Here is a 20,638-nt window from a genome sequence, read left to right as displayed (position 1 = left end):
ATCAGGACGCATCCGGTGGGATCGGTCAACGCCTGAGTGACGGTGTTCGCGGTGATCGTCATCGTCCCCGGTCACGAGTCTCCTCGCGCGGTATTCCGGAGCTCCCAGGGGTGGAATTGTGGATCGCGATCGACCATTCCGCGCTAACCGCGAGACGAAACCCGCCTCAGCCCCCGGCACGCTCCGACAGGTCCCGACGCCACCCGCGCACCTTCGACGCGCTGACGCTGCACACGACGAGAAGGAACCAGCCGAAGCCGCCGAGCAACGCGCTCGTGACGACCGAGTCGGCCAGGAGGATGATGAGCACGAGCGGCGTCCAGGTGTAGACCGTGGAGCGTCGCTCGGTCGCGCTCATCCACGAGCGGGCGAGTGCGAAGCCGGCGAGCAGGGCGAGGAGGGCGACGCCGACGCCGCCCGCCTGCAGGAGCATGTCCACCCAGGCGTTGAGGGCGGACCCGTGGTCGCGCCCTGTGATCAGCCGGATGTAGGAGTACGGCGAGAGATACTCGGGCCACGTGCCGACCCATCCCCATCCCTGCACCGGCCGGCTCTCGGAGAGGTCGATTGCCGCGTTCCACAATCGCGATCGCACGAGGAAGTCCGGCTCCGCGTTGAGCCAGTAGACGAGCGGGCGACGGAAGACGTAGGCGAGGACGAGCCCGAGGGCGACAGCTCCGCCGATCACCCGCTGAAGGGCGGGCCGTGCCGGCGCGGGCGCCCGCCGCAGGAGCGCGAGGATGAGCGTCGCGAGCACGGTGACGACGGCCATCATCAGGACGATGGGGGAGTCCGTGAAGACGGCGAGGACGGCGGCGAGGACCACGGAGAAGAGGGAGATCCCCGGTGCGACAGACCGGGTCCGCCACTCGACGAGGAAGGTGATGAGCGCGATCATCGTGACGACGCCCAACACGGTACGTGTGCCGAAGATGCCTTGGATGGGGCCGCCGAGCGCGAGGTTGCCGCCGATGCCCAGAAAGCGGATCGGTCCGTCGAGGAGGATGCCGCTGAGGATCTCGAGTCCGAGCGACACAGCGAGCAGGAAGCGGAGCACGTCCCCGGTCGATCGGACGGTCTGCAGCGTGTCGCGCAGTTGAGCGACGACGACGGCGAGGAAGGTCGGGACGGCGAGTTGCAGCCAGCCGGCGAACGTCTGCGATGCGGACGGTCCCCAGAAGAACGAGGCGAGCAACCAGACGAGGAGAAGGCCCAACGTCGTCGGCATGATCTCGACGACGCGAAGCTCGCGTCGGCGGGCGACGAGCATTCCCGCCCCGATGACGCACAGGGTGGTCGTGACGGCCCCCAACCCGGCGTCACCCATGAGCTGACGGAGCGCGTGCGTGGCGAACAGGGCGCCGATCGTCGCGCTGGTGTAGGCGGCTGCGAACTCGCTCGAGCGGAGGACGTCGAGGACGCGCACGGTCCTCATCGCTCGGTCGGCCTGTCGCCCTGTTCGCCGATGAGGCGCTCCTCGGATGGTCCGCGGCCGACCAGCGGCGCCTGCTTGATCTTGAACGCGAAGAGGATGAGCAGGAACCATCCCCAGTTCAGCAGCGGCGTCGACTCGGCGAGGCCCTGCACGAGGAGGATCGCGCCCGTGAGGGTCGGGAGCAGCGTCACCGCGGTGTACGGCCGGTCCGCCACGAGGTCCCACCGGGGGCGGTCGACGGCGAAGAACCACGACCGCCAGACGAACGCGACGTACGCGGCGGCGATGAGGACGACGCCGACGGCGCCGAGCTGCAGGAAGACGTCCACCCACATGTTGTGCGCCTGCATGACGGTCTGACCGTGGTCCACGATCCAGCGGTCGAATGCCGGTTCGGTCGGGATCCAGGGCGTGGAGAAGCCCCAGCCGATCACCGGGTGCGCGACCGCCCGCTCGAGGACCTTCTCCCAGATCGACTCGCGGCCGGTGAGGTCGCTCGAACGCCCGAGCGCCGAGAAGACGCGGTCTCGCAGCGCCCAGACCGCGAGCAGCCCGCCCACGGCGACGATCGCGTAGACGAGGTAGTAGCGGGTGCGCTCGCCGGCCCGGGTCGTCGTGCGCATCACCAGCACGGTGATGAGCACCACGACGACGGCGACGGCCGACACGGTCGCGGTCGCGGACCCCGCCCGGACGAAGAGGTACACCGCGAGGAGGATCCACAGCACGAGGACCGGGCGCCGAGGCGCGCGGGAGGCGATCCGGATGGCGAAGACGACGATGGCGAGGAGCGCGACGTAGGCGAGCGCGTTGGCGTTGCCGAAGACGCCCTGGATCCGCCCGCCGTCGAGCAGGTTGTCGCGAGACCACAGCACGATCGGATCGTCGACGGGCCCGTCGGGGCGGACGAAGTGCGGCAGGATCGGGCCGATCCAGACGAGGCTGACCCAGAGCTCGAAGAGGATCGACAGCGCCAGCATCCATTTCAGAGCGGATGCCAGGGCGCGCACGACCTCGCGCCAGGTGAGCACGGCGCCCACGAACAGGGCGCCGACCGTCGTCACGATGAGGAGGGCGACGGTGGCGAGGGTCGCGTCCGGCCAGCGCGACCAGAGGAGGGAGAGGACGGCGAAGGCGAGGTAGGCGAGCGCGTACCACGGCAGTCGGCGCCACTGCACGCGCGGGCGGATCGTCACCCACAGCACGACCGAGACGAGGAAGCTCACGATCCCGATGCCCGCGGCGACCTCTATACCGAAGGCGAGAGGGAGGGCCGTGCCCGACAGGGTGATGACGAGCAGGAGGATGCACCAGCCTCGCAGGAGGATGTGGCTCGTCCGCTCGCGCGGCGGGGCGGCCGGCGGCGCCGAGACCGGGTGCGAGGAATGGACGGCCATGGTGACAGAAGGGTACCGCGCGGCCCTGGTCGTTCCTCCGCACGCCCTAGGCTGATTGCGTGCTGCAGACCCTCTCGAACGAGCCCCGCGACTACGCCTGGGGATCCCCGTCCGCGATCGCCGACCTGCAGGGGCGGGTGCCGACCGGCGGCCCCGAGGCCGAGGTGTGGTTCGGTGACCACCCCGGCAGCCCCGCCCGCCTCGGTGACGGGCGGTCCCTGCCCGAGGCGCGCGCGGCGGCCGGAGAGCCGCCGCTGCCCTTTCTCCTGAAGATCCTCGCCGCCTCGTCGTCGCTGTCGATCCAGGCCCACCCCGACCTCGCGCAGGCGAAGGCGGGCTTCGCCGCCGAGGAGGCCGCCGGGGTCCCGCGCGACGCCGGCGACCGCATCTACCGCGACGACAACCACAAGCCCGAGGTCATCGTGGCGCTGAGCGATCCGTTCCGCGCGCTCGTCGGTCTCCGCCCCGTCGCGGACACCCTCCGGCTCCTCGACGGACTGGGCGATGCCGCCGGGGTCGACCGTCTGCGCTCCGCCCTGACGGCGACCGACGCGTCCGCCGCCCTGCGCGGGGTGATCGAGGAGGTGCTCACCGGACGCGCCGAGGACGTCGTCCGCGACGTGTCGGATGCCGTGGCGGATGCGGTCGTGCCCGGCTTCGCGCAGGAGCTCGACGTCCTCCGCGCGATCGTCCGCGACTTCCCCGGGGACGCGGGCATCGTCGTCGCGCTCCTGATGAACCTCGTCGTCCTGCGTCCGGGGGAGGCCGTCTTCGCCCCGGCCGGTGTGCTGCACGCCTACCAGGACGGTCTCGGCGTCGAGTTGATGGCCGCGAGCGACAATGTCCTGCGCGGCGGTCTCACCCCGAAGCACATCGATGTCCCGGAGCTCCTGCGGATCGTCGACACCGAACCGGGACCGGCGCCGCTGCTGACACCTGTGCCGGAGGGTGAGGGCGAGGTGTTCGACGCCGGCGTCCCCGACTTCCTGCTCACGCGTCACGTCCTCGCCGGCGCGCCGGTGCAGGCGCCGCTCAGCGGTCCCGCGATCGTCCTGGTCGTGTCGGGAAAGGTCACCGTCGGGATCGCGGAGCGCGAGGTGACGCTCACGCCGGGGACGGCGGCGTATGCCCAGGACGAAACGTCGATCGCCCTGTCCGGCGACGGGGTCGCCTACCTCGCTCAGCCCGGCCGACCCGCCTGACGCGGCGACACGCCGGAAGCGTCAAGAAGATTCAATCACCGGTTGAGGGTTTACGATTTGCGACTTGACCGGAGCGAATCACACGGGTGTAATTAGGCATCGGCCGCACCGCGGCGAGTGTCTACAGGTGGGAGAGCAAGATGACGGGTTACCGTTCCGGCGTTCCCGAGAATTGGTTCGTCGACCCGGTGAACCTCGGGGTGCCCGGTGTCCGCCGGCGTGTCGAGACCGACGAGGACACCGCGCTCGCGTGGCAGGCCGATGCGCTCTGCGCACAGACCGACCCCGAGGCGTTCTTCCCCGAGAAGGGCGGCTCGACGCGTGACGCCAAGCGGATCTGCACGTCGTGCGACGTCCGCGGCGAATGCCTCGAGTACGCGCTCCAGAACGACGAGCGCTTCGGCATCTGGGGCGGACTGAGCGAGCGCGAGCGCCGCAAGCTCAAGCGTCGCGCGTCCTGACACGATCCGCGCCACCCCGTCCGTCCTCCCCGAGTCGGGCGGGTCGCGACCTAGGCTGACCTGGTCATGCCCGCCCGAGTACACGCGATCCTCGTCGTCCGCCCCCACGGACGAGGCCCCACGGATCTCCATCTGAGCCGCACGCTGCGCGCGCTCGCCGCCCAGACGCGGCGAGCCGACGTGCTCACCGTGGTCCTCTGCGGACCCGACGAGACCCTGACCCGCCTCGCCTCCGAGTCCGGTGCGGAGGCGGTGATCGTCGCGGGCCGGAACACCGGCTTCGCGGAGGCCCTGCGTCTGGCCGGCCGTCGCATCTCGGGCGACGCGGTGTGGCTGCTTGCGCAGGACACCGCCCCCGCCCCCGATGCCCTCGCCCGGCTGGCCGGTGCTCTCGAGACCGCGCCGTCCGTCGCCCTCGCGGCGCCCAAGCTCGTCTCCTGGGACGATCCGACCCGCATCGTCTCGCTCGGCGTCACCCTGACGCGGACGGGCCGTACCGTCGGACTCGCCGACGGCGAACTCGACCAGGGCCAGCACGACGCCGGCGAGGACGTCCTCGGCTCCGACATCCGCGGCGTCCTCGTCCGTGCCCAGGTGTGGCAGGCGCTAGGGGGCGTCGACCCGGGGCTCGCCGGCGCGGACGAAGGTCTTGACCTCGGCATCCGCGCCCGATTGGCCGGCGGGCGCGTCGCTCTCGCACCGACCGCGATCGTCGCCGTCGCAGGAGACGGTGTCGCCGGTACCCCCACGGCGCGCTCCGCGGGTGCGCGCGGCCGGCGGCTCTACGCGGTGCGCAAAGCGCAACTGCACCGCCGGCTCGTCTACGCCCCGGCCCCGGTCGTCCCTCTGCACTGGCTGTCACTCCTGCCACTGGCCCTGTGGCGCACCCTCGGTCATCTCGTCGCGAAGAACCCGGGCAGGATCGGTCCGGAGTGGGCGGCATCCGTCTCGGTCCTGGTCGGACTCGCGTCCGTCATCCGGGCGCGCCGCACGATCCGCCGGACCCGCACGACGTCGTGGCTGTCCCTCGCGCAGCTGCGCATCGGTCGACGGGACCTGCGCGAACGCCTCGAAGACGAAGCGGATGCCGCGACCGCGCCGCGCGAGGAGCTCCGGTTCTTCAGCGGCGGCGGGGCGTGGGTCGTGCTGGGCGCCCTGGCCACGTCGCTCCTCTCCTTCAGTGCCCTGCTGGCGTGGCCGGTCCTCGGCGGCGGCGGACTCGCGCCGCTGCGCAGCGGCGTCCTCGCGCTCTGGACCGACGCCGCCTACGGGCCGCGTGCGCTCGGATGGGACACCGTCGGGCCCGCCGATCCGTTCGCGGCGGTCGTCGCGCTCATCGGCTCGCTCTCGCCGCTCGCGCCCTCGCGCGCTCTCGTGATCCTGTGGCTGCTCGCGCTGCCTCTGGCCGCCCTCGGCGGCTGGTTCGCGGCCACCCGCGTGACCGAGCGCTCGGTGCTGCGCTGCACGGTCGCGTTCGCCTGGGCGGTCGCCCCGACCTTCCTCGTCGCGCTCGTCGAGGGGCGGCCGGCGGCCGTCATCCTCCATCTCGCGCTGCCGTGGCTCGTCTACACGGCGACCGCGGCGCGTCGTTCCTGGAGCAGCGCTGGTCTCGCCTCGATCCTCCTCGTCATCGTCGTCGCGTGCGCGCCGTCGCTCGCCCCCGCGCTCGGTGCGCTGTGGCTCGTCGCCCTCATCCTCGCGATCGTCGTGCGGCGGGGCCGCGGGGCGGGCCGCATCATCTGGCTCGTGATCCCCTCTGTCGCCGTCTTCCTCCCCCTCGTCTGGTACCACCTGACGAGGGGCGACCCGTTGGCCGTGTTCGCCGACCCCGGGCGCCCGCTGGCCGTCGCCGGCAACCCCGACGGACTGCTGCCGAAGATCCTCTTCGCCTTCGGCTACCCGTCGACCGACGGCGCCGGCTGGCTGCAGTTCCTCGGCGAGGACGGCCGGGCATGGTGGGTCGCGGCCTTCACCGCACCCGTGCTCGTGCTGGCGCTGCTGGGCCCGGCCCTCGGCCGGCTCCTCCCCGCCTCGCTCGCGCTCGTGGCGGCGGGCCTCGGCGTCGCGACCGCGGTCCTGGCCTCCGGCATCGCGCTGACGGCAGGCAGCTCCGGACCGGTCGCGATCTGGCCGGGGAGCGCGCTCTCGCTCGCGTGGGCGGGCCTGCTCCTCGCCGCCGTCGCCGGGCTCGACGGGTTCCGCCGCGTCGACGCGCTCGTGCCGGTGGCGGCATCCCTCGTCATCGCGTTCCTCGCCATCGGCGCCGTCCCGGCCCTGACCGCGGTGATCCGCGGCGACGCGGCCCTCACGGACGGGCCCGCCAGCACCCTGCCCGCCTACGTGCAGACGGCGGGCAGCGAAGGGGAGCGGGACGGCGAGCAGACGGCGACCCTGGTCCTCACGGTCCAGGCGGATGCCGCCTACTCGGCCGCCGTCGTCTGGGGAGCGAGCGAGACCCTCGGCGGTCAGACGACCGTCCAATCCACGCGCCCCGCGCTCACCGCCGGTGACCGCGAGCTCGCCCACGTGACCGCCGACCTGGTCTCGACCGCGACGGGTGACGTCGTGGCGGACCTCGCCCGGCACGGCATCGCGTACGTGCTGCTCGAGGAGGCGCCGGGGGAGAGCGACGTCGCGCGCGCGGCCCGCCTCGGCGCGCAGAACCTGCTCAATCAGCGAGCCGACCTCGTCAGCGTCGGCGAGACGGCGCGCGGGGCGCTGTGGAGCGTCGACGGGACGATCTCCGAGCGCACCGTGGACGACGCCTCAGGTCCGCATTCGATCCGCGTCGCCCTCCTGCAGCTCGGTGTCATCGTGGTCGCGCTCCTGCTCGCCGTCCCGACCCGCGCCAGCCTGCGCGCCGGGCGCCGGCATCCGCGCATCATCGGCGAAGGGGTCCGGCTGTGATCGCGGCGCGGACCGTCCGCCGCGGGGTCGGGGCGATCGTGAGCCTCGCCGTCGTGGCCGGCGCGTTCCTCGTCATCACGACGCCGTGGCAGGGCGTCGAGCGCTCGACGCTGTCGATCACGACGCGACCCGAGCCCGCGACCTCCGTCCTCTCCTGCGACGGTCCGCTCGTCGCGGTCGGGCGTGACGTCGAGGACCCGGGTGCCCTGCAGGTCGCCGCGGGCGCGAGGATCGTGTCGGGCACGGCCGCCGGGTCGCCCGAACCGGTCCCCGGCGAGATCGCCTCGGCGATCGAGGGCGCCGACCCGATCCCGTCGTTCTCCGCCGAGCCCGTCGACCGCATCCGCGCGGACCTGGCCGCCGCGCAGTCCGCCCGGGTCGCAGCCGACGACCTCGCCGGCTTCGCCGCGTCGACGTGCGCCCCGCCCGCTATGGAGACCTGGCTCGCCGCCGGCAGCGGTCTCACCGGCGCCGCCGACCTGGTGGTGATCGCCAACCCCGGCGACGTCGCGTCGCGGGTCGATCTCACGGTGTTCGGCGCCGAGGGCCGCACCGCCCCGGAGGCCGGCACGAACATCCTCGTCCCCGCGGGGGAGCAGCGGATCGTCCCCCTCGCGGCGCTCGCCCTGAACGAGGCGAGCCCCGTCGTCCTCGTCTCCGCGAGCCAGGCACCGGTGCAGGCCGCCCTCCAGTCGATGCTCACCCGGACGCTCGTCCCCGTCGGCGTCGACCAGGGCGGCGCCACCGGACTGCCGCGCATGCAGCAGACGATCCCGGCGTTCTCGGCGGTGGGCGGCGGCGACGAACACACCGACACGACGATCCGTCTGCTGGCGCCGTCCGACGACACGACGGCATCCGTCACCGTCACCCCCGTGGGTGGGTCGATGACGGCCGCGTCGTTCACCGACCTCGCGCTCACCGCGGGGGTGCCGATCGAGGTCGACCTCGAGACGCTCCCCGAGGGGCGCTACCGCGTCGAGGTGCAAGCGGGTGCCCCCGTCGTCGCCGCCGCGCACACCTCCACGGGAGCGGATGCCGGGTCGGACTTCGCGTGGTACGGCACCGCCGACGACGTCCGCGTCCCCACACTGGTCGCGGTCTCGGACGGCCCCCGTCCGCAGCTCGCGCTCGTGAACCCGGGCCCGCAGGAGGTCGCCGCGGTGCTCGCGGACGGCGCCGGGGCGGGCGAGCCGCGCGAGGTCCGCGTGCCCGCCGGCGGGTCGGTGTCCGTCGACCTCGCCGCCGGGGAGCTCTACCGCCTGGATCCGGCGGGCGGGACGCTGCGGGCGAGCGTGACCTTCACCGCCTCCGACGCGATCGCGGGCTACGCGGTCGTGCCGGCCGACGCGGCGGCCGCACCCGTCGAGGTCCGGCCGCGCTGACGGGATCGCGGGTCAGAACCGGAAGCGGTCGGGACCGAGGTCCCAGGGATCGCGGTCGAGGTATTCCGCGGCCGCGCGGAACACGCAGCTCTCGATCATCATGCGCCGGTGCAGCTCGTCGTTGCGGTGCAGCCGCGCGAGGCGCTCGATGGGCAGGCGGAACAGCACGATCCGCTTCTGCTCGGACTGCACCACCCAGCGCGGGATGCCGTCGTCGTCGGCGGCGTCCGGCATCCATCCGATGTCGAAGCGGACCTCACGCAGTTCGGGCCAGGCGCTGCGCAGGAACTCGACGGCCGTCGTGACGGTCAGGTCGAACTTCTCGGCGCGCGTCTCGATGGCCGGCAGCGGCGGCCGGACGACCGGGCTGCGGTCGAGGCGTCCGTGCCGGCCGTGGCGGTCGGGGCGTGCGGTCGTGCGGGCGCGACGCCTCACGAATCCCCCTTGCAGCGCATGACGCCATCCTAGGCGCCCGGTGCCGCCGCGTCGGGCGCTCGCCCGATGTCCGCGCGCCAGGGGGCGATGCCGCGGGCGATCAGCGCGAGCGCGGCCTCGAAGGCGTCCGGTGCCGGTGCGGCGGCCGACTCCGGTGAGAGGGCGACAGTGGATGCCGCGGTGCCCCAGGCATCCGCCGCTCGCCGCTGCTGCTCGTGGAAGGTGACGCCCATGACGTAGTGTGTGACCGCGTCGGCGACGACGTCCGCAGCGAGGGAGTGGTCGATCGCGCGGAGGGCGTCGTGCACCGGGGAGGCGACCAGTCCGAGGGCGAGCGAGCTAGAGACGACCTCCGCGCCGTCGCGGTGCGCGAGCAGGCGGTCGTGCAGGCGGCGCCCGAGCGTCACCGCGGCCCGCTCGAGATCGTCGGAGTCGCCGTCGCGGAGCGCGACCGGGGCGAGGATGCGGGCGCTCACCTGAGCCAGCAGCTCCTGCTTGCTCGCGACGTGCCAGTAGAGCGCGCTGGGCTGCACCCCGAGCTCCTCGCCGAGGCGGCGCATCGACAGGTCGGGCAGGCCGACACGGTCGAGCAGGACGAGGGCCGCGTCGACGACGTCGTCCTTCGACCGCCGCGCGCCGCGGGGGTTTGGATCGCGCGGAGACATGCCGCTACCCTACCTGAACGGTGTTCACGTGAACGCTGTTCAGGAGGATGAGATGACCCACGACCACCCCGCCCGCACCCCGCGGCTCGACACGACCGACCTAGCCCGCGCCGCCGTCTTCGCCGGTGTCATCGCGATCCTGGGGCTGCCGGGGTCGTTCTCCGTCTTCGGCGGGGTGCCGATCACGGCGCAGACCCTCGGCGTCATGCTCGCCGGCGCCGTCCTGGGACCGCTCGTGGGCGCCGTCTCGGTCGGCACGCTGCTCGTGCTCGTCGCCGTCGGCCTGCCGCTGCTCGCGGGCGGACGCGGGGGAGCAGGTGTCTTCGTCGGCCCCACCGCGGGATACCTGGTCGGCTGGCTCGTCGGTGTCGTCGTGATCGGCCTCATCGTGCACCTGGGCGGCCGGCGGCCGGTGTGGTGGCGGACCCTCGCGGGCGTCGTGATCGGTGGGGTGGTCGTGGTCTACGCGTGCGGCATCCCGATCCAGAGCCTCGTCATGCGCATCGGAGTGGACCAGGCCCTCCTCGCGAACCTCGCGTTCGTCCCGGGCGACCTCGCGAAGGCCGTCGTCGCGACGGTCGTCGTCGGCGCGCTCGTGCGCGGCTATCCGCGCGCGTTCCGACGGACGTGGGCGCGCGCGGCCGCCCCGCGTGAGGCGGCGCCGGTCCGGTGACGAGCGCGCTCCGCCTCGCCGACGTGTCGGTGCGGCTGGCCGACACCGACGTCCTGCGGGGGATCGACCTCGCCGTGGATGCGCGGACCGTCGCGATCGTCGGCGACAACGGGTCCGGCAAGTCGACCCTCGCGCGGCTGATCGGCGGGCTCGTCCGTCCGACGAGGGGCCGCGTCGAGGTGCTGGGGCTCGACGCGGCGAGGGATGCCGCGGCCCTCCGACGTCGCGTGGCGGTCGTCTTCAGCAATCCCGACGCCCAGATCCTCATGCCGACGGTGGCCGAGGACGTCGCCTTCTCGTTGCGTGCGGACCGCCTGCCGCGGGCGGAGCGCGACGCCCGCGTCGCCGCAGCGCTGGAGCGTTTCGGGCTCACCCCGCTCGCGGACCGGCCCGCGTTCGAGCTGTCGGGCGGGCAGAAGCAGCTCCTCGCCCTGTGCGGCGCGTTCGTGCGGACGCCGGATCTCGTCGTGGCGGACGAGCCGACCGCGTTCCTCGACGGTCGCAACGCCCACCTCGTCGCGGGTCACCTGCTCGCCGACACCGGCCACCGCCTCGTCGTCGTGACGCACGACCTCGAGCTCGCCGCGCGATGCGACGTCGCGGTGCGGGTCGACGACGGACGCATCGCCCAGGTGGGGGAGGCGCCGGACGTGGTCGCCGCACACACCGCGAGGTGGCGGTGCTGACGCTGTACCGCTCCGGCGACGGCCCGTGGCACCGGATGCCCGCCGGACGCAAGACCGTGCTGCTGCTCATCCTCGTCCTCGCCGTCTCGCTGCTGCCTCCCGTCTGGCCGGCCGCGGTGGCGGCGTCCGTGCTGTGCCTCGCGTGCTACGCGGTGCCGGGCGTCGGGGTGCGGGAGCTCGGGCGGCAGGTCTGGGCGCTCCGCTGGCTCGTCCTCGTGGCTTTCGGCATCCCGTGCTTCTTCCTGGGTGTCGAGGCCGCCGCCGTCGGCACGGTCCGCATCGTCGCCGCGGTCGCCCTCGCGGGCCTGCTGTCGCTGACGACGCCGGTCGCGGTCCTCCTCGACGTCGTCGAGCGGGCGCTGCGACCGCTGCACCGCGTGGGGGTGGATGCCGCCCGCACGGCCCTCCTGCTCGTCGTCGCGCTCGGCACGGTGCCCACCCTGGCCCGTCTCGCGCGCGAGGTGCGCAGCGCGCAGCACGCGCGCGGCGCCCGCGGCATCCGGGTGTTCGTCGTCCCGTTCCTCGTCCTGGCGCTGCGTCACGCGGACGACCTGGGCGACGCCCTGACGGCGCGCGGCGTCCGCTGAACCCGGCGCGGCATCCCGGTGGCGGGGGAGGCGCCGGATAGCGTGGAAGCGATGCTCGACAGACTCTGCTCCAAGGTGGGCTGCGCCCGCGAGGCCGTGACGACCCTGACCTACGACTACGGCGACCAGATGGCCGTCCTCGGTCCGCTCGGCGCCGGGAACGACCCGCATGCGCACGACCTGTGCGCCATCCACACCACTCGGATGTCGGTGCCCAAGGGCTGGGTCGTCGTGCGTCACGAGACCCTCCGCGTCTGAGCCCGCGTGGGAGAATGGGCGCGTGCCCACTCCCGTGAAGACCATCGAACACGTCGTCGCCGACCTCTCGCTCGCCGATGCCGGCCGTCACCAGATCCGCCTCGCCGAGAACGAGATGCCGGGTCTCATGGCGCTGCGCGAGGAGTACGGTCCCTCGCAGCCCCTCGCCGGCGCGCGCATCGCCGGTTCGCTGCACATGACCGTCCAGACCGCGGTGCTCATCGAGACCCTCGTCGCCCTCGGCGCCCAGGTCCGCTGGGCCAGCTGCAACATCTTCTCGACGCAGGACGAGGCCGCCGCCGCCGTCGTCGTGGGACCCTCCGGCACCGTCGCCGAGCCCGCGGGGGTGCCGGTGTTCGCCTTCAAGGGCGAGACGCTCGAGCAGTACTGGGAGCTCGCCGACCGCATCTTCGACTGGTCGGAGGAGGGCTTCGACGGCCCCAACCTCATCCTCGACGACGGGGGTGACGCGACTCTCCTCGTCCACAAGGGCGCCGAGTTCGAAGCCGCGGGCGCCGTGCCCGAGGCGGGCCCCACCGACTCCGCCGAGTACCGCATCGTGCTCGAGACGCTCCGGCGCTCGCTCGCGCGCGACCCGCAGCGCTTCACGCGCATCGCGGCCGGTCTCCTCGGGGTGACGGAGGAGACCACGACCGGCGTCCACCGCCTCTACGAGCTCCACGCCGCGGGCAAGCTCCTGTTCCCCGGCATCAACGTCAACGACTCCGTCACGAAGTCGAAGTTCGACAACAAGTACGGCATCCGGCACTCGCTCCCCGACGGCATCAACCGGGCCACCGACGTCCTGATCGGCGGCAAGGTCGCGTTCGTCGTCGGGTACGGCGACGTCGGCAAGGGGGCCGCCGAGGCGCTGCGCGGCCAGGGCGCGCGCGTCATCGTGAGCGAGGTCGACCCGATCTGCGCCCTGCAGGCCGCCATGGACGGCTACCAGGTCGCCCGGCTCGAGGACGTCGCCGACCAGATCGACATCGTCATCACGGGGACGGGCAACACCCGCGTGGTGACCGTCGACCACCTGCTCTCCCTCAAGCACCTCGCCATCGTCGGCAACGTCGGTCACTTCGACGACGAGATCGACATGGCCGCGCTCGAGTCGCTGCCCGGTGTCGAGAAGATCGAGATCAAGCCGCAGGTGCACGAGTACCGGCTGCCGACCGGGCGCAGCATCCTGGTCCTGTCCGAGGGGCGTCTGCTGAACCTCGGCAACGCGACCGGACACCCGTCCTTCGTCATGAGCGCGTCGTTCACCAACCAGGTGCTCGCCCAGATCGAGCTGTACACGAAGCTCGACGAGTACCCGACGGGGGTCTACGTCCTGCCGAAGGCACTCGACGAGAAGGTGGCGCGGCTGCACCTGCCGGCCCTGGGCGTGCAGCTGACGCAGCTCACCGACGAGCAGGCCGCCTACATCGGAGTGCCCGTCGACGGACCCTACAAGCTCGATCACTACCGCTACTGACCACGCGACACGCCCGGCTCGACTCTCTTTTGATCTGATCAAAAAAGAACTAGACTGAGGGCATGACCGATCCCGCCCCGAACCCCGACATCGCGCTCCGCGACGCCGGTCTGCGGGTGACGGAGTCGCGTCGTGCCGTCTTCGCCGCGCTCGCCGCCCACGCGCACGCCAGCGCGGAGGCGCTCTACGCCGCCGTGGCGGACGAACTCCCCAAAGCGAGCCGGCAGTCGGTCTACAACGCGTTGCACGACTTCGCGGATGCGGCCCTCGTCCGCCGCATCGAGCCGGCCGGGCAGCCGATGCTCTTCGAACTCCGGGTCGACGACAACCACCACCACCTCGTCTGCACGTCGTGCGGGCGTGTGGAGGATGTGGACTGCGCCGTCGGCGCCGCTCCGTGCCTGCATCCCTCCGACGACCGCGGGTTCCGCATCGCGTCCGCCGAAGTCACCTACTGGGGTCTCTGCGCCGACTGCGCCGCCGAGACCGCCGCCTGACCATCCCCTCTCCCACACCCCGAACGGAAGGATCACCATGAGCGACCGTGACCCCCAGGCCGAGCCCCTCGGCGCCGAGGCCACCGACGTCGACCAGGCCGTCACCCCCATCGACACGCCCGTCGACGAGCGCGCCGACGGCGAGGACCGTCCGCGTTCCAACGAGGCCGACGGATGCCCCGTCTTCCACGGCGCGCCCGGTGCCGACCGCGAGAACCACGGCGCACAGCCGCACCCGACCGTGGGGTCTGCGAACCAGGTCTGGTGGCCGAACCAGCTGAACCTCCGCATCCTCAAGAAGAACCCCGCCGTCGGCAACCCCGTCGGCGAGGACTTCGACTACAAGGCCGCGTTCGAGAGCCTCGACCTGGCCGCCGTGAAGGCGGACATCGCCGAGCTCCTCACCACCTCGCAGGACTGGTGGCCCGCCGACTTCGGCAACTACGGGCCGCTCATGATCCGCATGGCGTGGCACTCCGCCGGCACCTACCGTGCGACCGACGGTCGCGGCGGCGGCGGCACCGGACAGCAGCGTTTCGCGCCGCTGAACAGCTGGCCCGACAACGTCAACCTCGACAAGGCCCGCCGACTCCTCTGGCCCGTCAAGAAGAAGTACGGCCAGTCGCTGTCGTGGGGCGACCTCATGATCCTCGCCGGCAACGTCGCGCTCGAGACCATGGGCTTCGAGACGTTCGGCTTCGGCGGCGGCCGCCCCGACGTGTGGGAGCCGGACGACGACGTGTACTGGGGACCCGAGACGACGTGGCTCGCCGACGAGCGCTACAGCGGCGACCGCAACCTCGAGAAGCCGCTCGCGGCGGTCCAGATGGGTCTCATCTACGTCAACCCCGAGGGCCCGAACGGCGAGCCCGACCCGCTGAAGTCGGCCCGCGACATCCGTGAGACCTTCGGGCGGATGGGGATGGACGACGAGGAGACCGTCGCGCTCATCGCCGGTGGTCACACGTTCGGCAAGACCCACGGCGCCGCGCCTGACACGAACGTCGAGGCGAACCCCGAGGCCGCCGGCCTCGAGCAGCAGGGCCTCGGCTGGAAGAACAACCACGGCGCCGGGAAAGGCGACGACACCATCACGTCGGGCCTCGAGGTCACGTGGACCTACCACCCGACCCGGTGGGACAACGAGTTCTTCCACATCCTCTACGCCTACGAGTGGGAGCTCATGCGCAGCCCCGGCGGGGGGCACCAGTGGCGGCCGAAGAACGGTGCCGGCGCCGACATGGTCCCGCTCGCGCACTCCGACGGGCGCCGCGAGCCCCGCATGCTCACGAGCGACCTGGCGCTGCGCACCGACCCGGCGTACGACGCGGTCTCGCGCCGCTTCAAGGACGACCCGGTCGCGTTCGGCGACGCGTTCGCCCGCGCGTGGTTCAAGCTGACCCACCGTGACATGGGCCCCGTGGCCCGCTACCTCGGACCCGAGGTGCCGCAGGAGGAGCTCATCTGGCAGGACCCCGTGCCCGCGGTGGACCACCCGCTGATCGACGAGGCCGCCGCCGCCGACCTGAAGCAGCGCATCCTCGCGACCGGCCTGACGGTGTCGCAGCTCGTCTCGACGACGTGGGCCGCGGCATCCACCTTCCGCGGCAGCGACAAGCGCGGCGGCGTGAACGGCGCCCGCATCCGTCTGGCTCCGCAGAAGGACTGGGAGGTCAACAACCCCGCCCAGCTGCAGACGGTCCTCGCCGCCCTCGAGGGCGTCAAGGCCGCCTTCGACGCCGAGCGGACGGACGGCACGAAGGTCTCGCTCGCCGACCTCATCGTGCTGGCAGGCAACGCCGGCGTCGAGAAGGCCGCGAAGGATGCCGGGGTCGAGGTCACCGTGCCGTTCCACCCCGGTCGTACCGACGCGTCGCAGGAGCAGACCGACGAACTGTCGTTCGGTTACCTCGAGCCGGCGGCCGACGGGTTCCGCAACTACTACGGACCGAACGCGTTCCTGCCCGCCGAGCACCACCTCATCGACAAGGCGAACCTGCTGACCCTGAGCGCGCCCGAGACGACCGTCCTCGTCGGCGGCCTCCGCGCCCTGGGGGCGAACTGGGACGGCTCGTCGCACGGCGTGTTCACCGACCGGCCCGGCGTCCTCACGAACGACGTGTTCGTGAACCTGCTCGACCTCGGTGCCACGTGGAAGCCGCTCGACCCCGGATCGCATGCGTTCCGCGGAACGGCGGCGGACGGTTCCGAGATCGGTGTCGGCACCCGCGTCGACCTCGTCTTCAGCGCGAACTCCGAACTGCGCGCGCTCGCCGAGGTCTACGCCTCGGACGACGCCGCGGAGAAGTTCGTCCGCGACTTCGTCGCCGCGTGGACGAAGGTCACCGAGCTCGACCGGTTCGACCTCCACGCCTGACCCCCGCCGGTCACCCGCACGGCCCGTCCCTCCGGGGCGGGCCGTGCGTCGTCCCGGAGGGCAGGTCACGGTTCGGTTACTGTGGACTCACCCGTGGGCGGAGCACCGGCATCCGCTGACCCCGAAGGACGACATCGGCCCTATGACATCGCGCATCCTGGTTGTCGACGACGACACCGCTCTCGCAGAGATGATCGGCATCGTGCTGCGCACCGAAGGCTTCGACGTCGCCTTCTGCGCCGACGGCGGCGCCGCGGTCGACGCGTGGCGGGACGAGCGTCCGGATCTGATCCTGCTCGACCTCATGCTGCCGGGGATGGACGGGATCGAGGTGTGCACGCGCGTGCGCGCCGAGTCCGGCGTCCCGATCATCATGCTGACGGCCCGCACCGACACCGCCGACGTCGTTCGCGGGCTCGAATCCGGCGCCGACGACTACATCGTCAAGCCCTTCAACCCGAAGGAGCTCGTCGCGCGGATCAAGACCCGGCTGCGCCCCACGGCCGAGGCGCGCTCCGAGAGTCTGCGCATCGGGGACCTCACCGTCGACGTCGCGGCCCACGAGGTGCGCCGCGGGGATTCGCCGATCGCCCTCACGCCGCTCGAGTTCGAGCTCCTCGTCGCGCTCGCGTCCAAGCCGCAGCAGGTCTTCACCCGCGAGATGCTGCTCGAGCAGGTCTGGGGTTATCACTACAAGGCCGACACGCGCCTGGTGAACGTGCACGTCCAGCGCCTGCGGGCGAAGGTCGAGCGCGACCCCGACAACCCGCAGATCGTGACCACCGTGCGCGGCGTGGGCTATCGCGCCGGCGCCGCGGTGTGACCACCGGGAGCACCCCGCCGTGTCGGTGACCGCCCGCACCGGCACGCACACCGTCGTCCCGCCGTGGCGCGACTGGCGGTCCTGGCAGCGCCGCGTGCAGTACGCCTGGCGTCGCTCGCTGCGCTTCCGCACCCTGTCGGTGACCCTCACCCTCACGGCGCTGACGATCCTCGTCGCGCTCGTCTGGATGTCGCTCGCGATCCTCACCGACCTCTACGAGTCGCGCGCCGAACAGGTGCAGGATGCCGCGCAGCGCGCGACGCAGGCGGCGCAGAGCACGTTCGACGCGGCGGTCGTCGACAGCGACGAGGTCGCCCTTCAGGTGCTGATGGACGAGGTCCGGCGCGAGATCCTGTCGCGGCAGGCCGGGACGACGATGCTCGCGGTCTTCCGCATCGACGACGAGCCGTCGGCGATCGCGCCGCAGAACTTCGAGGCGGGCGGTCTCGAGGAGTCGATGATCTCTCCCGAGCTGCGCGAGAGCGTCCGCCTCACGGGGGACCGGCAGTGGTGGCAGTCGATCGGGCTGCCCGAGGCCGACGGGGGCGAGACACCCGGGATCATCGTCGGTCAGCAACTGGTGCTGCCCGAAGCGGGGGCCTACGAGGTGTACTTCGCCTACGACCTCGGGTCCGAGGCGCAGACCCTGCAGTTCGTCCAGGTGACGCTGTGGGTCGTCGGTGTCGCCCTGCTCGTCCTCATCGGCGGGATCTCGCTCTTCGTGCTGCGTTCGGTGACCGTCCCGATCGCCCAGGCCGCCGAGACGAGCGCGAAGCTCGCGGCGGGGGACCTGGGCGTCCGACTGCCGGTGCGCGGCGAGGACGAGTTCGCGACCCTGGGCCGGTCGTTCAACGCGATGGCCGACAGCATCGAGGGGCAGATCAAGGAGCTCGCCGAGCTCTCGCTCGTCCAGCAGCGGTTCGTGTCGGACGTCTCGCACGAATTGCGGACGCCCCTGACGACCATCCGACTCGCGGCCGACATGATCAACGATCAGCGCGACGAGTTCGACGCGTCGACCGCGCGTGCCGCAGAGCTCCTGCACGCGCAGGTGCAGCGGTTCGAGGTGCTCCTCGCCGACCTCCTGGAGATCAGCCGCTACGACGCCGGCTCGGTGCAGCTCGAACTCGAACCGACGAGCCTCGCACACCTGGCGGAGGACGTCATCGAGTCGATGGCGCAGCTCGCCGAGCAGCACGGCAGCGACGTGCGACTGGTCGCCCCCGGAGGCTACTCGCCCGTCGACATGGACCCGCGCCGCATCCGCCGTATCGTCCGGAACCTCCTCGGCAACGCGATCGAGCACGGCGAGGGCCGGCCGATCGTCGTGACCGTCGACAGCGACCAGCGCGCCGTGGCCCTCGGCGTCCGCGACTACGGTCTCGGGATGAGCGAGGCCGACGCCGAGCGGGTCTTCGACCGGTTCTGGCGCGCCGACCCGTCGCGTCGACGCACGATCGGCGGGACGGGTCTCGGACTCTCGATCGCCCTCGGCGACGCGCGACTGCACGGCGGCACGCTCGAGGTCTGGTCCGAGCTGGGCGGCGGCAGCCACTTCGTCCTCACCCTGCCGCGGCAGGCGGGAGAGCACCTCTCAGGCCCGTCGCCCATCGAACTCGATCCCCGGGACGACGCCGCCCTCGGCGACCTCGGCCTCACCCAGCCCATCTCCCTGCCGCCCCGGGAGGAGAACCCGTGACCGTCCGTCGTCCGCTCGGTGCCGCCGTCCTGGTGGTCGTCGCCCTCGTCCTCTCGGCCTGCGCCGGGCTGCCCCTCGGGGGTCCCGTCCACGTCGGCAAGGCGATCGACGAGGTCGAGGGTCCGCCCGACTTCGCGTTCGTCCCGGACGGTCCGGTGAAGGATGCCACGCCCCAGCAGATCGTCGAGGGGTTCGTCGCGGCCGGTTCCGGCCCCCGCGGCAACTGGGAGGTCGCGCAGGAGTTCCTCACGACGCAGTTCCGTCAGCAGTGGCAGCCGCAGGCGAACGTCACCGTCTATCGTCCGGGGGAGAGCTCGATTTCCTCGCCCGCCGAGAACGAGATCGTCTTCACGGTCGACCCGGTCGCCAACGTCGACGCCACCGGATCGTACGAGCCGGCCGAGCAGGGCCGCATCCCGTTCGCCTTCTCCCTCGCGCAGGAGGACGGGCAGTGGCGCATCTCCCAGGCGCCTGACGGCATCGTCCTCGACGCCAACCGCTTCGCCTCGGTCTTCCAGAGCTACGATCTCGCCTACTTCGACCGCGGGTGGGACACGGTGATCCCCGACGTCCGCTGGTTCCCGTCGACCAACGCCGCCACGCGGATCACCGCCGCGCTCGTGTCGGGCACGCCGAGCCCGTGGCTGGCCGAGTCCGTGCGCACCGCGTTCACGGGCGAGGTGGGTCTTGCGCAGCCGTCGGTGCCCGTCGAGGCGGGGGTCGCGCGCATCTCGTTCGACCCGGCGATCCGCGACCTCGGCCGCGAGACGATCGCGCGCATGAAGACCCAGCTCGGCGCGAGCCTGGCGGGCGCCGGCATCCTCGACGTGCAGCTGCTCGTCGGGGACGAGCCGTTGGACGTGACCGCCGTCCCGACCCGCTCGACCGCGGTCGACGCGCGCCCGCTCGTCCTCCAGGACGGCAGGTTCGGGTTCCTCTCGGGCAACGATCTCGACGAGGTCGACGGCTTCGGGGAGGCCTTGCAGAGTCTCGACGCCCGGGCCGTCGAAACGGATGCCGCACGCCGGACGGCGGCGGTCCGGACGGGCTCCGGCGCGATCCTCCGCGTGCCCGCGAACGGCGAGTACACCGAGCTCGACACCCGCTCGGGCATGACGAAGCCGTCGATCGACACTGAAGGCTACATCTGGACGGTGCCGCGGGACCAGCCGGAGGAGGTCGTTGCGTACGGTCCCGACGGTACCGCGCAGACCATCCCGTCCGGCTGGGTGGGCGCAAGCGAGGTGAGCGCGATGCGGGTCTCCCGCGACGGTGCCCGGATCGCCGCGCTCGTGCGCAGCGGAGGCGGGTCGGCCGTCTGGGTGGCCGGCATCGTCCGGGACGAGAACGGGGCGCCGGTGTCGCTCGGCCAGCCGCTGCTCGTGGCGAACCTCGCCGGTCGCGGTGTCGACCTCGCGTGGGTCGACGGCGCGACGCTCGCCCTCGTCTTCGTCGACGGCGATCAGCGCGTCGTCCGCGAGCAGACGATCGGCGGGCAGGGCACGGAGGTGCGCGCGCCCGACGACGTCGTCGCGATCGCCGCCGGGAACCAGAGCGGCAGCGCGCGGCTGCTGACGTCCGACGGCAGCCTCTACGTGCAGCGCGGCTCCTGGCAGGTGATCGCCTCCGACGTGTCGGCCCTCGCCGTCCAGCAGGGTCTCCCCGGGTGAG

18 protein-coding genes are annotated in these 20,638 nt (G+C 72.3%); 14 read left to right on the top strand and 4 right to left on the bottom strand.

The window, feature by feature from the left end:
• Positions 1-166: 166 nt before the first annotated feature.
• Together Q9S36_RS05865 and Q9S36_RS05860 are read right to left on the bottom strand one after the other, a co-directional pair.
• Positions 167-1,435, bottom strand: coding sequence for an O-antigen ligase family protein (locus Q9S36_RS05865; RefSeq protein ID WP_311284304.1), 1,269 nt, complete (start codon positions 1,433-1,435; stop codon positions 167-169).
• Positions 1,432-2,832, bottom strand: coding sequence for an O-antigen ligase family protein (locus Q9S36_RS05860; RefSeq protein ID WP_311284303.1), 1,401 nt, complete (start codon positions 2,830-2,832; stop codon positions 1,432-1,434). The genes Q9S36_RS05865 and Q9S36_RS05860 overlap by 4 nt, the downstream gene beginning before the upstream one ends.
• Before the next feature lie 59 nt (positions 2,833-2,891).
• Between Q9S36_RS05860 and manA the strand changes: the two genes are divergently transcribed.
• From manA to Q9S36_RS05840, 4 genes are all read left to right on the top strand, one after another.
• Entirely contained in the window at positions 2,892-4,034 is a 1,143-nt protein-coding gene (gene manA, locus Q9S36_RS05855) for a mannose-6-phosphate isomerase, class I (protein WP_311284302.1), read from the top strand.
• Positions 4,035-4,174: 140 nt separating this feature from the next.
• Positions 4,175-4,495, top strand: coding sequence for a WhiB family transcriptional regulator (locus Q9S36_RS05850; protein WP_082886057.1), 321 nt, complete (start codon positions 4,175-4,177; stop codon positions 4,493-4,495).
• Positions 4,496-4,561: 66 nt separating this feature from the next.
• The gene (locus Q9S36_RS05845; protein WP_253035203.1) at positions 4,562-7,402 is read left to right on the top strand and encodes a glycosyltransferase; all 2,841 of its coding nucleotides are present in this window, start codon (positions 4,562-4,564) and stop codon (positions 7,400-7,402) included.
• On the top strand, positions 7,399-8,787 hold the full coding sequence (locus tag Q9S36_RS05840; protein ID WP_311284301.1) for a DUF5719 family protein: 1,389 nt from the start codon (positions 7,399-7,401) through the stop codon (positions 8,785-8,787). The genes Q9S36_RS05845 and Q9S36_RS05840 overlap by 4 nt, the downstream gene beginning before the upstream one ends.
• A gap of 12 nt (positions 8,788-8,799) precedes the next feature.
• Here Q9S36_RS05840 and Q9S36_RS05835 read toward each other — a convergent pair whose 3' ends face one another.
• Together Q9S36_RS05835 and Q9S36_RS05830 are read right to left on the bottom strand one after the other, a co-directional pair.
• The gene (locus tag Q9S36_RS05835) at positions 8,800-9,222 is read right to left on the bottom strand and encodes a metallopeptidase family protein (RefSeq protein ID WP_217531100.1); all 423 of its coding nucleotides are present in this window, start codon (positions 9,220-9,222) and stop codon (positions 8,800-8,802) included.
• A gap of 29 nt (positions 9,223-9,251) precedes the next feature.
• Complete coding sequence (locus Q9S36_RS05830) at positions 9,252-9,887, bottom strand: TetR family transcriptional regulator (RefSeq protein WP_253035201.1); 636 nt, start codon at positions 9,885-9,887, stop codon at positions 9,252-9,254.
• A gap of 52 nt (positions 9,888-9,939) precedes the next feature.
• Between Q9S36_RS05830 and Q9S36_RS05825 the strand changes: the two genes are divergently transcribed.
• The 10 genes from Q9S36_RS05825 (at position 9,940) to Q9S36_RS05780 (ending at position 20,637) form a co-directional block, all read left to right on the top strand.
• The gene (locus tag Q9S36_RS05825; RefSeq protein WP_217531102.1) at positions 9,940-10,560 is read left to right on the top strand and encodes a biotin transporter BioY; all 621 of its coding nucleotides are present in this window, start codon (positions 9,940-9,942) and stop codon (positions 10,558-10,560) included.
• On the top strand, positions 10,557-11,246 hold the full coding sequence (locus tag Q9S36_RS05820; RefSeq protein ID WP_311284300.1) for an ABC transporter ATP-binding protein: 690 nt from the start codon (positions 10,557-10,559) through the stop codon (positions 11,244-11,246). The genes Q9S36_RS05825 and Q9S36_RS05820 overlap by 4 nt, the downstream gene beginning before the upstream one ends.
• Positions 11,240-11,833 (top strand): energy-coupling factor transporter transmembrane component T, encoded by a 594-nt coding sequence (locus Q9S36_RS05815; protein WP_253035221.1) that lies wholly within the window; start codon positions 11,240-11,242, stop codon positions 11,831-11,833. The genes Q9S36_RS05820 and Q9S36_RS05815 overlap by 7 nt, the downstream gene beginning before the upstream one ends.
• Before the next feature lie 51 nt (positions 11,834-11,884).
• Positions 11,885-12,091, top strand: coding sequence for a DUF3499 family protein (locus tag Q9S36_RS05810; protein ID WP_064002410.1), 207 nt, complete (start codon positions 11,885-11,887; stop codon positions 12,089-12,091).
• Between the two features lie 22 nt (positions 12,092-12,113).
• Entirely contained in the window at positions 12,114-13,571 is a 1,458-nt protein-coding gene (ahcY, locus tag Q9S36_RS05805) for an adenosylhomocysteinase (protein WP_311284299.1), read from the top strand.
• 62 nt (positions 13,572-13,633) lie between these two features.
• Positions 13,634-14,068 carry a Fur family transcriptional regulator gene (locus Q9S36_RS05800; protein ID WP_311284298.1) on the top strand — a complete coding sequence of 145 codons (435 nt, stop codon included), beginning with the start codon at positions 13,634-13,636 and terminating at the stop codon, positions 14,066-14,068.
• Positions 14,069-14,105: 37 nt separating this feature from the next.
• Positions 14,106-16,445 carry a catalase/peroxidase HPI gene (gene katG, locus Q9S36_RS05795; RefSeq protein ID WP_311284297.1) on the top strand — a complete coding sequence of 780 codons (2,340 nt, stop codon included), beginning with the start codon at positions 14,106-14,108 and terminating at the stop codon, positions 16,443-16,445.
• Positions 16,446-16,587: 142 nt separating this feature from the next.
• Positions 16,588-17,268 carry an MtrAB system response regulator MtrA gene (gene mtrA / locus Q9S36_RS05790; RefSeq protein WP_311284296.1) on the top strand — a complete coding sequence of 227 codons (681 nt, stop codon included), beginning with the start codon at positions 16,588-16,590 and terminating at the stop codon, positions 17,266-17,268.
• Positions 17,269-17,287: 19 nt separating this feature from the next.
• Complete coding sequence (gene mtrB, locus Q9S36_RS05785) at positions 17,288-18,967, top strand: MtrAB system histidine kinase MtrB (protein WP_311284295.1); 1,680 nt, start codon at positions 17,288-17,290, stop codon at positions 18,965-18,967.
• The gene (locus Q9S36_RS05780; RefSeq protein ID WP_311284294.1) at positions 18,964-20,637 is read left to right on the top strand and encodes an LpqB family beta-propeller domain-containing protein; all 1,674 of its coding nucleotides are present in this window, start codon (positions 18,964-18,966) and stop codon (positions 20,635-20,637) included. The genes mtrB and Q9S36_RS05780 overlap by 4 nt, the downstream gene beginning before the upstream one ends.
• Position 20,638: the final 1 nt, after the last annotated feature.

This window comes from Microbacterium sp. ARD31 (genome assembly GCF_031844425.1).
Note: the sequence above shows the minus strand (reverse complement) of the source record. Positions and strands in the feature narration are given on the sequence as shown.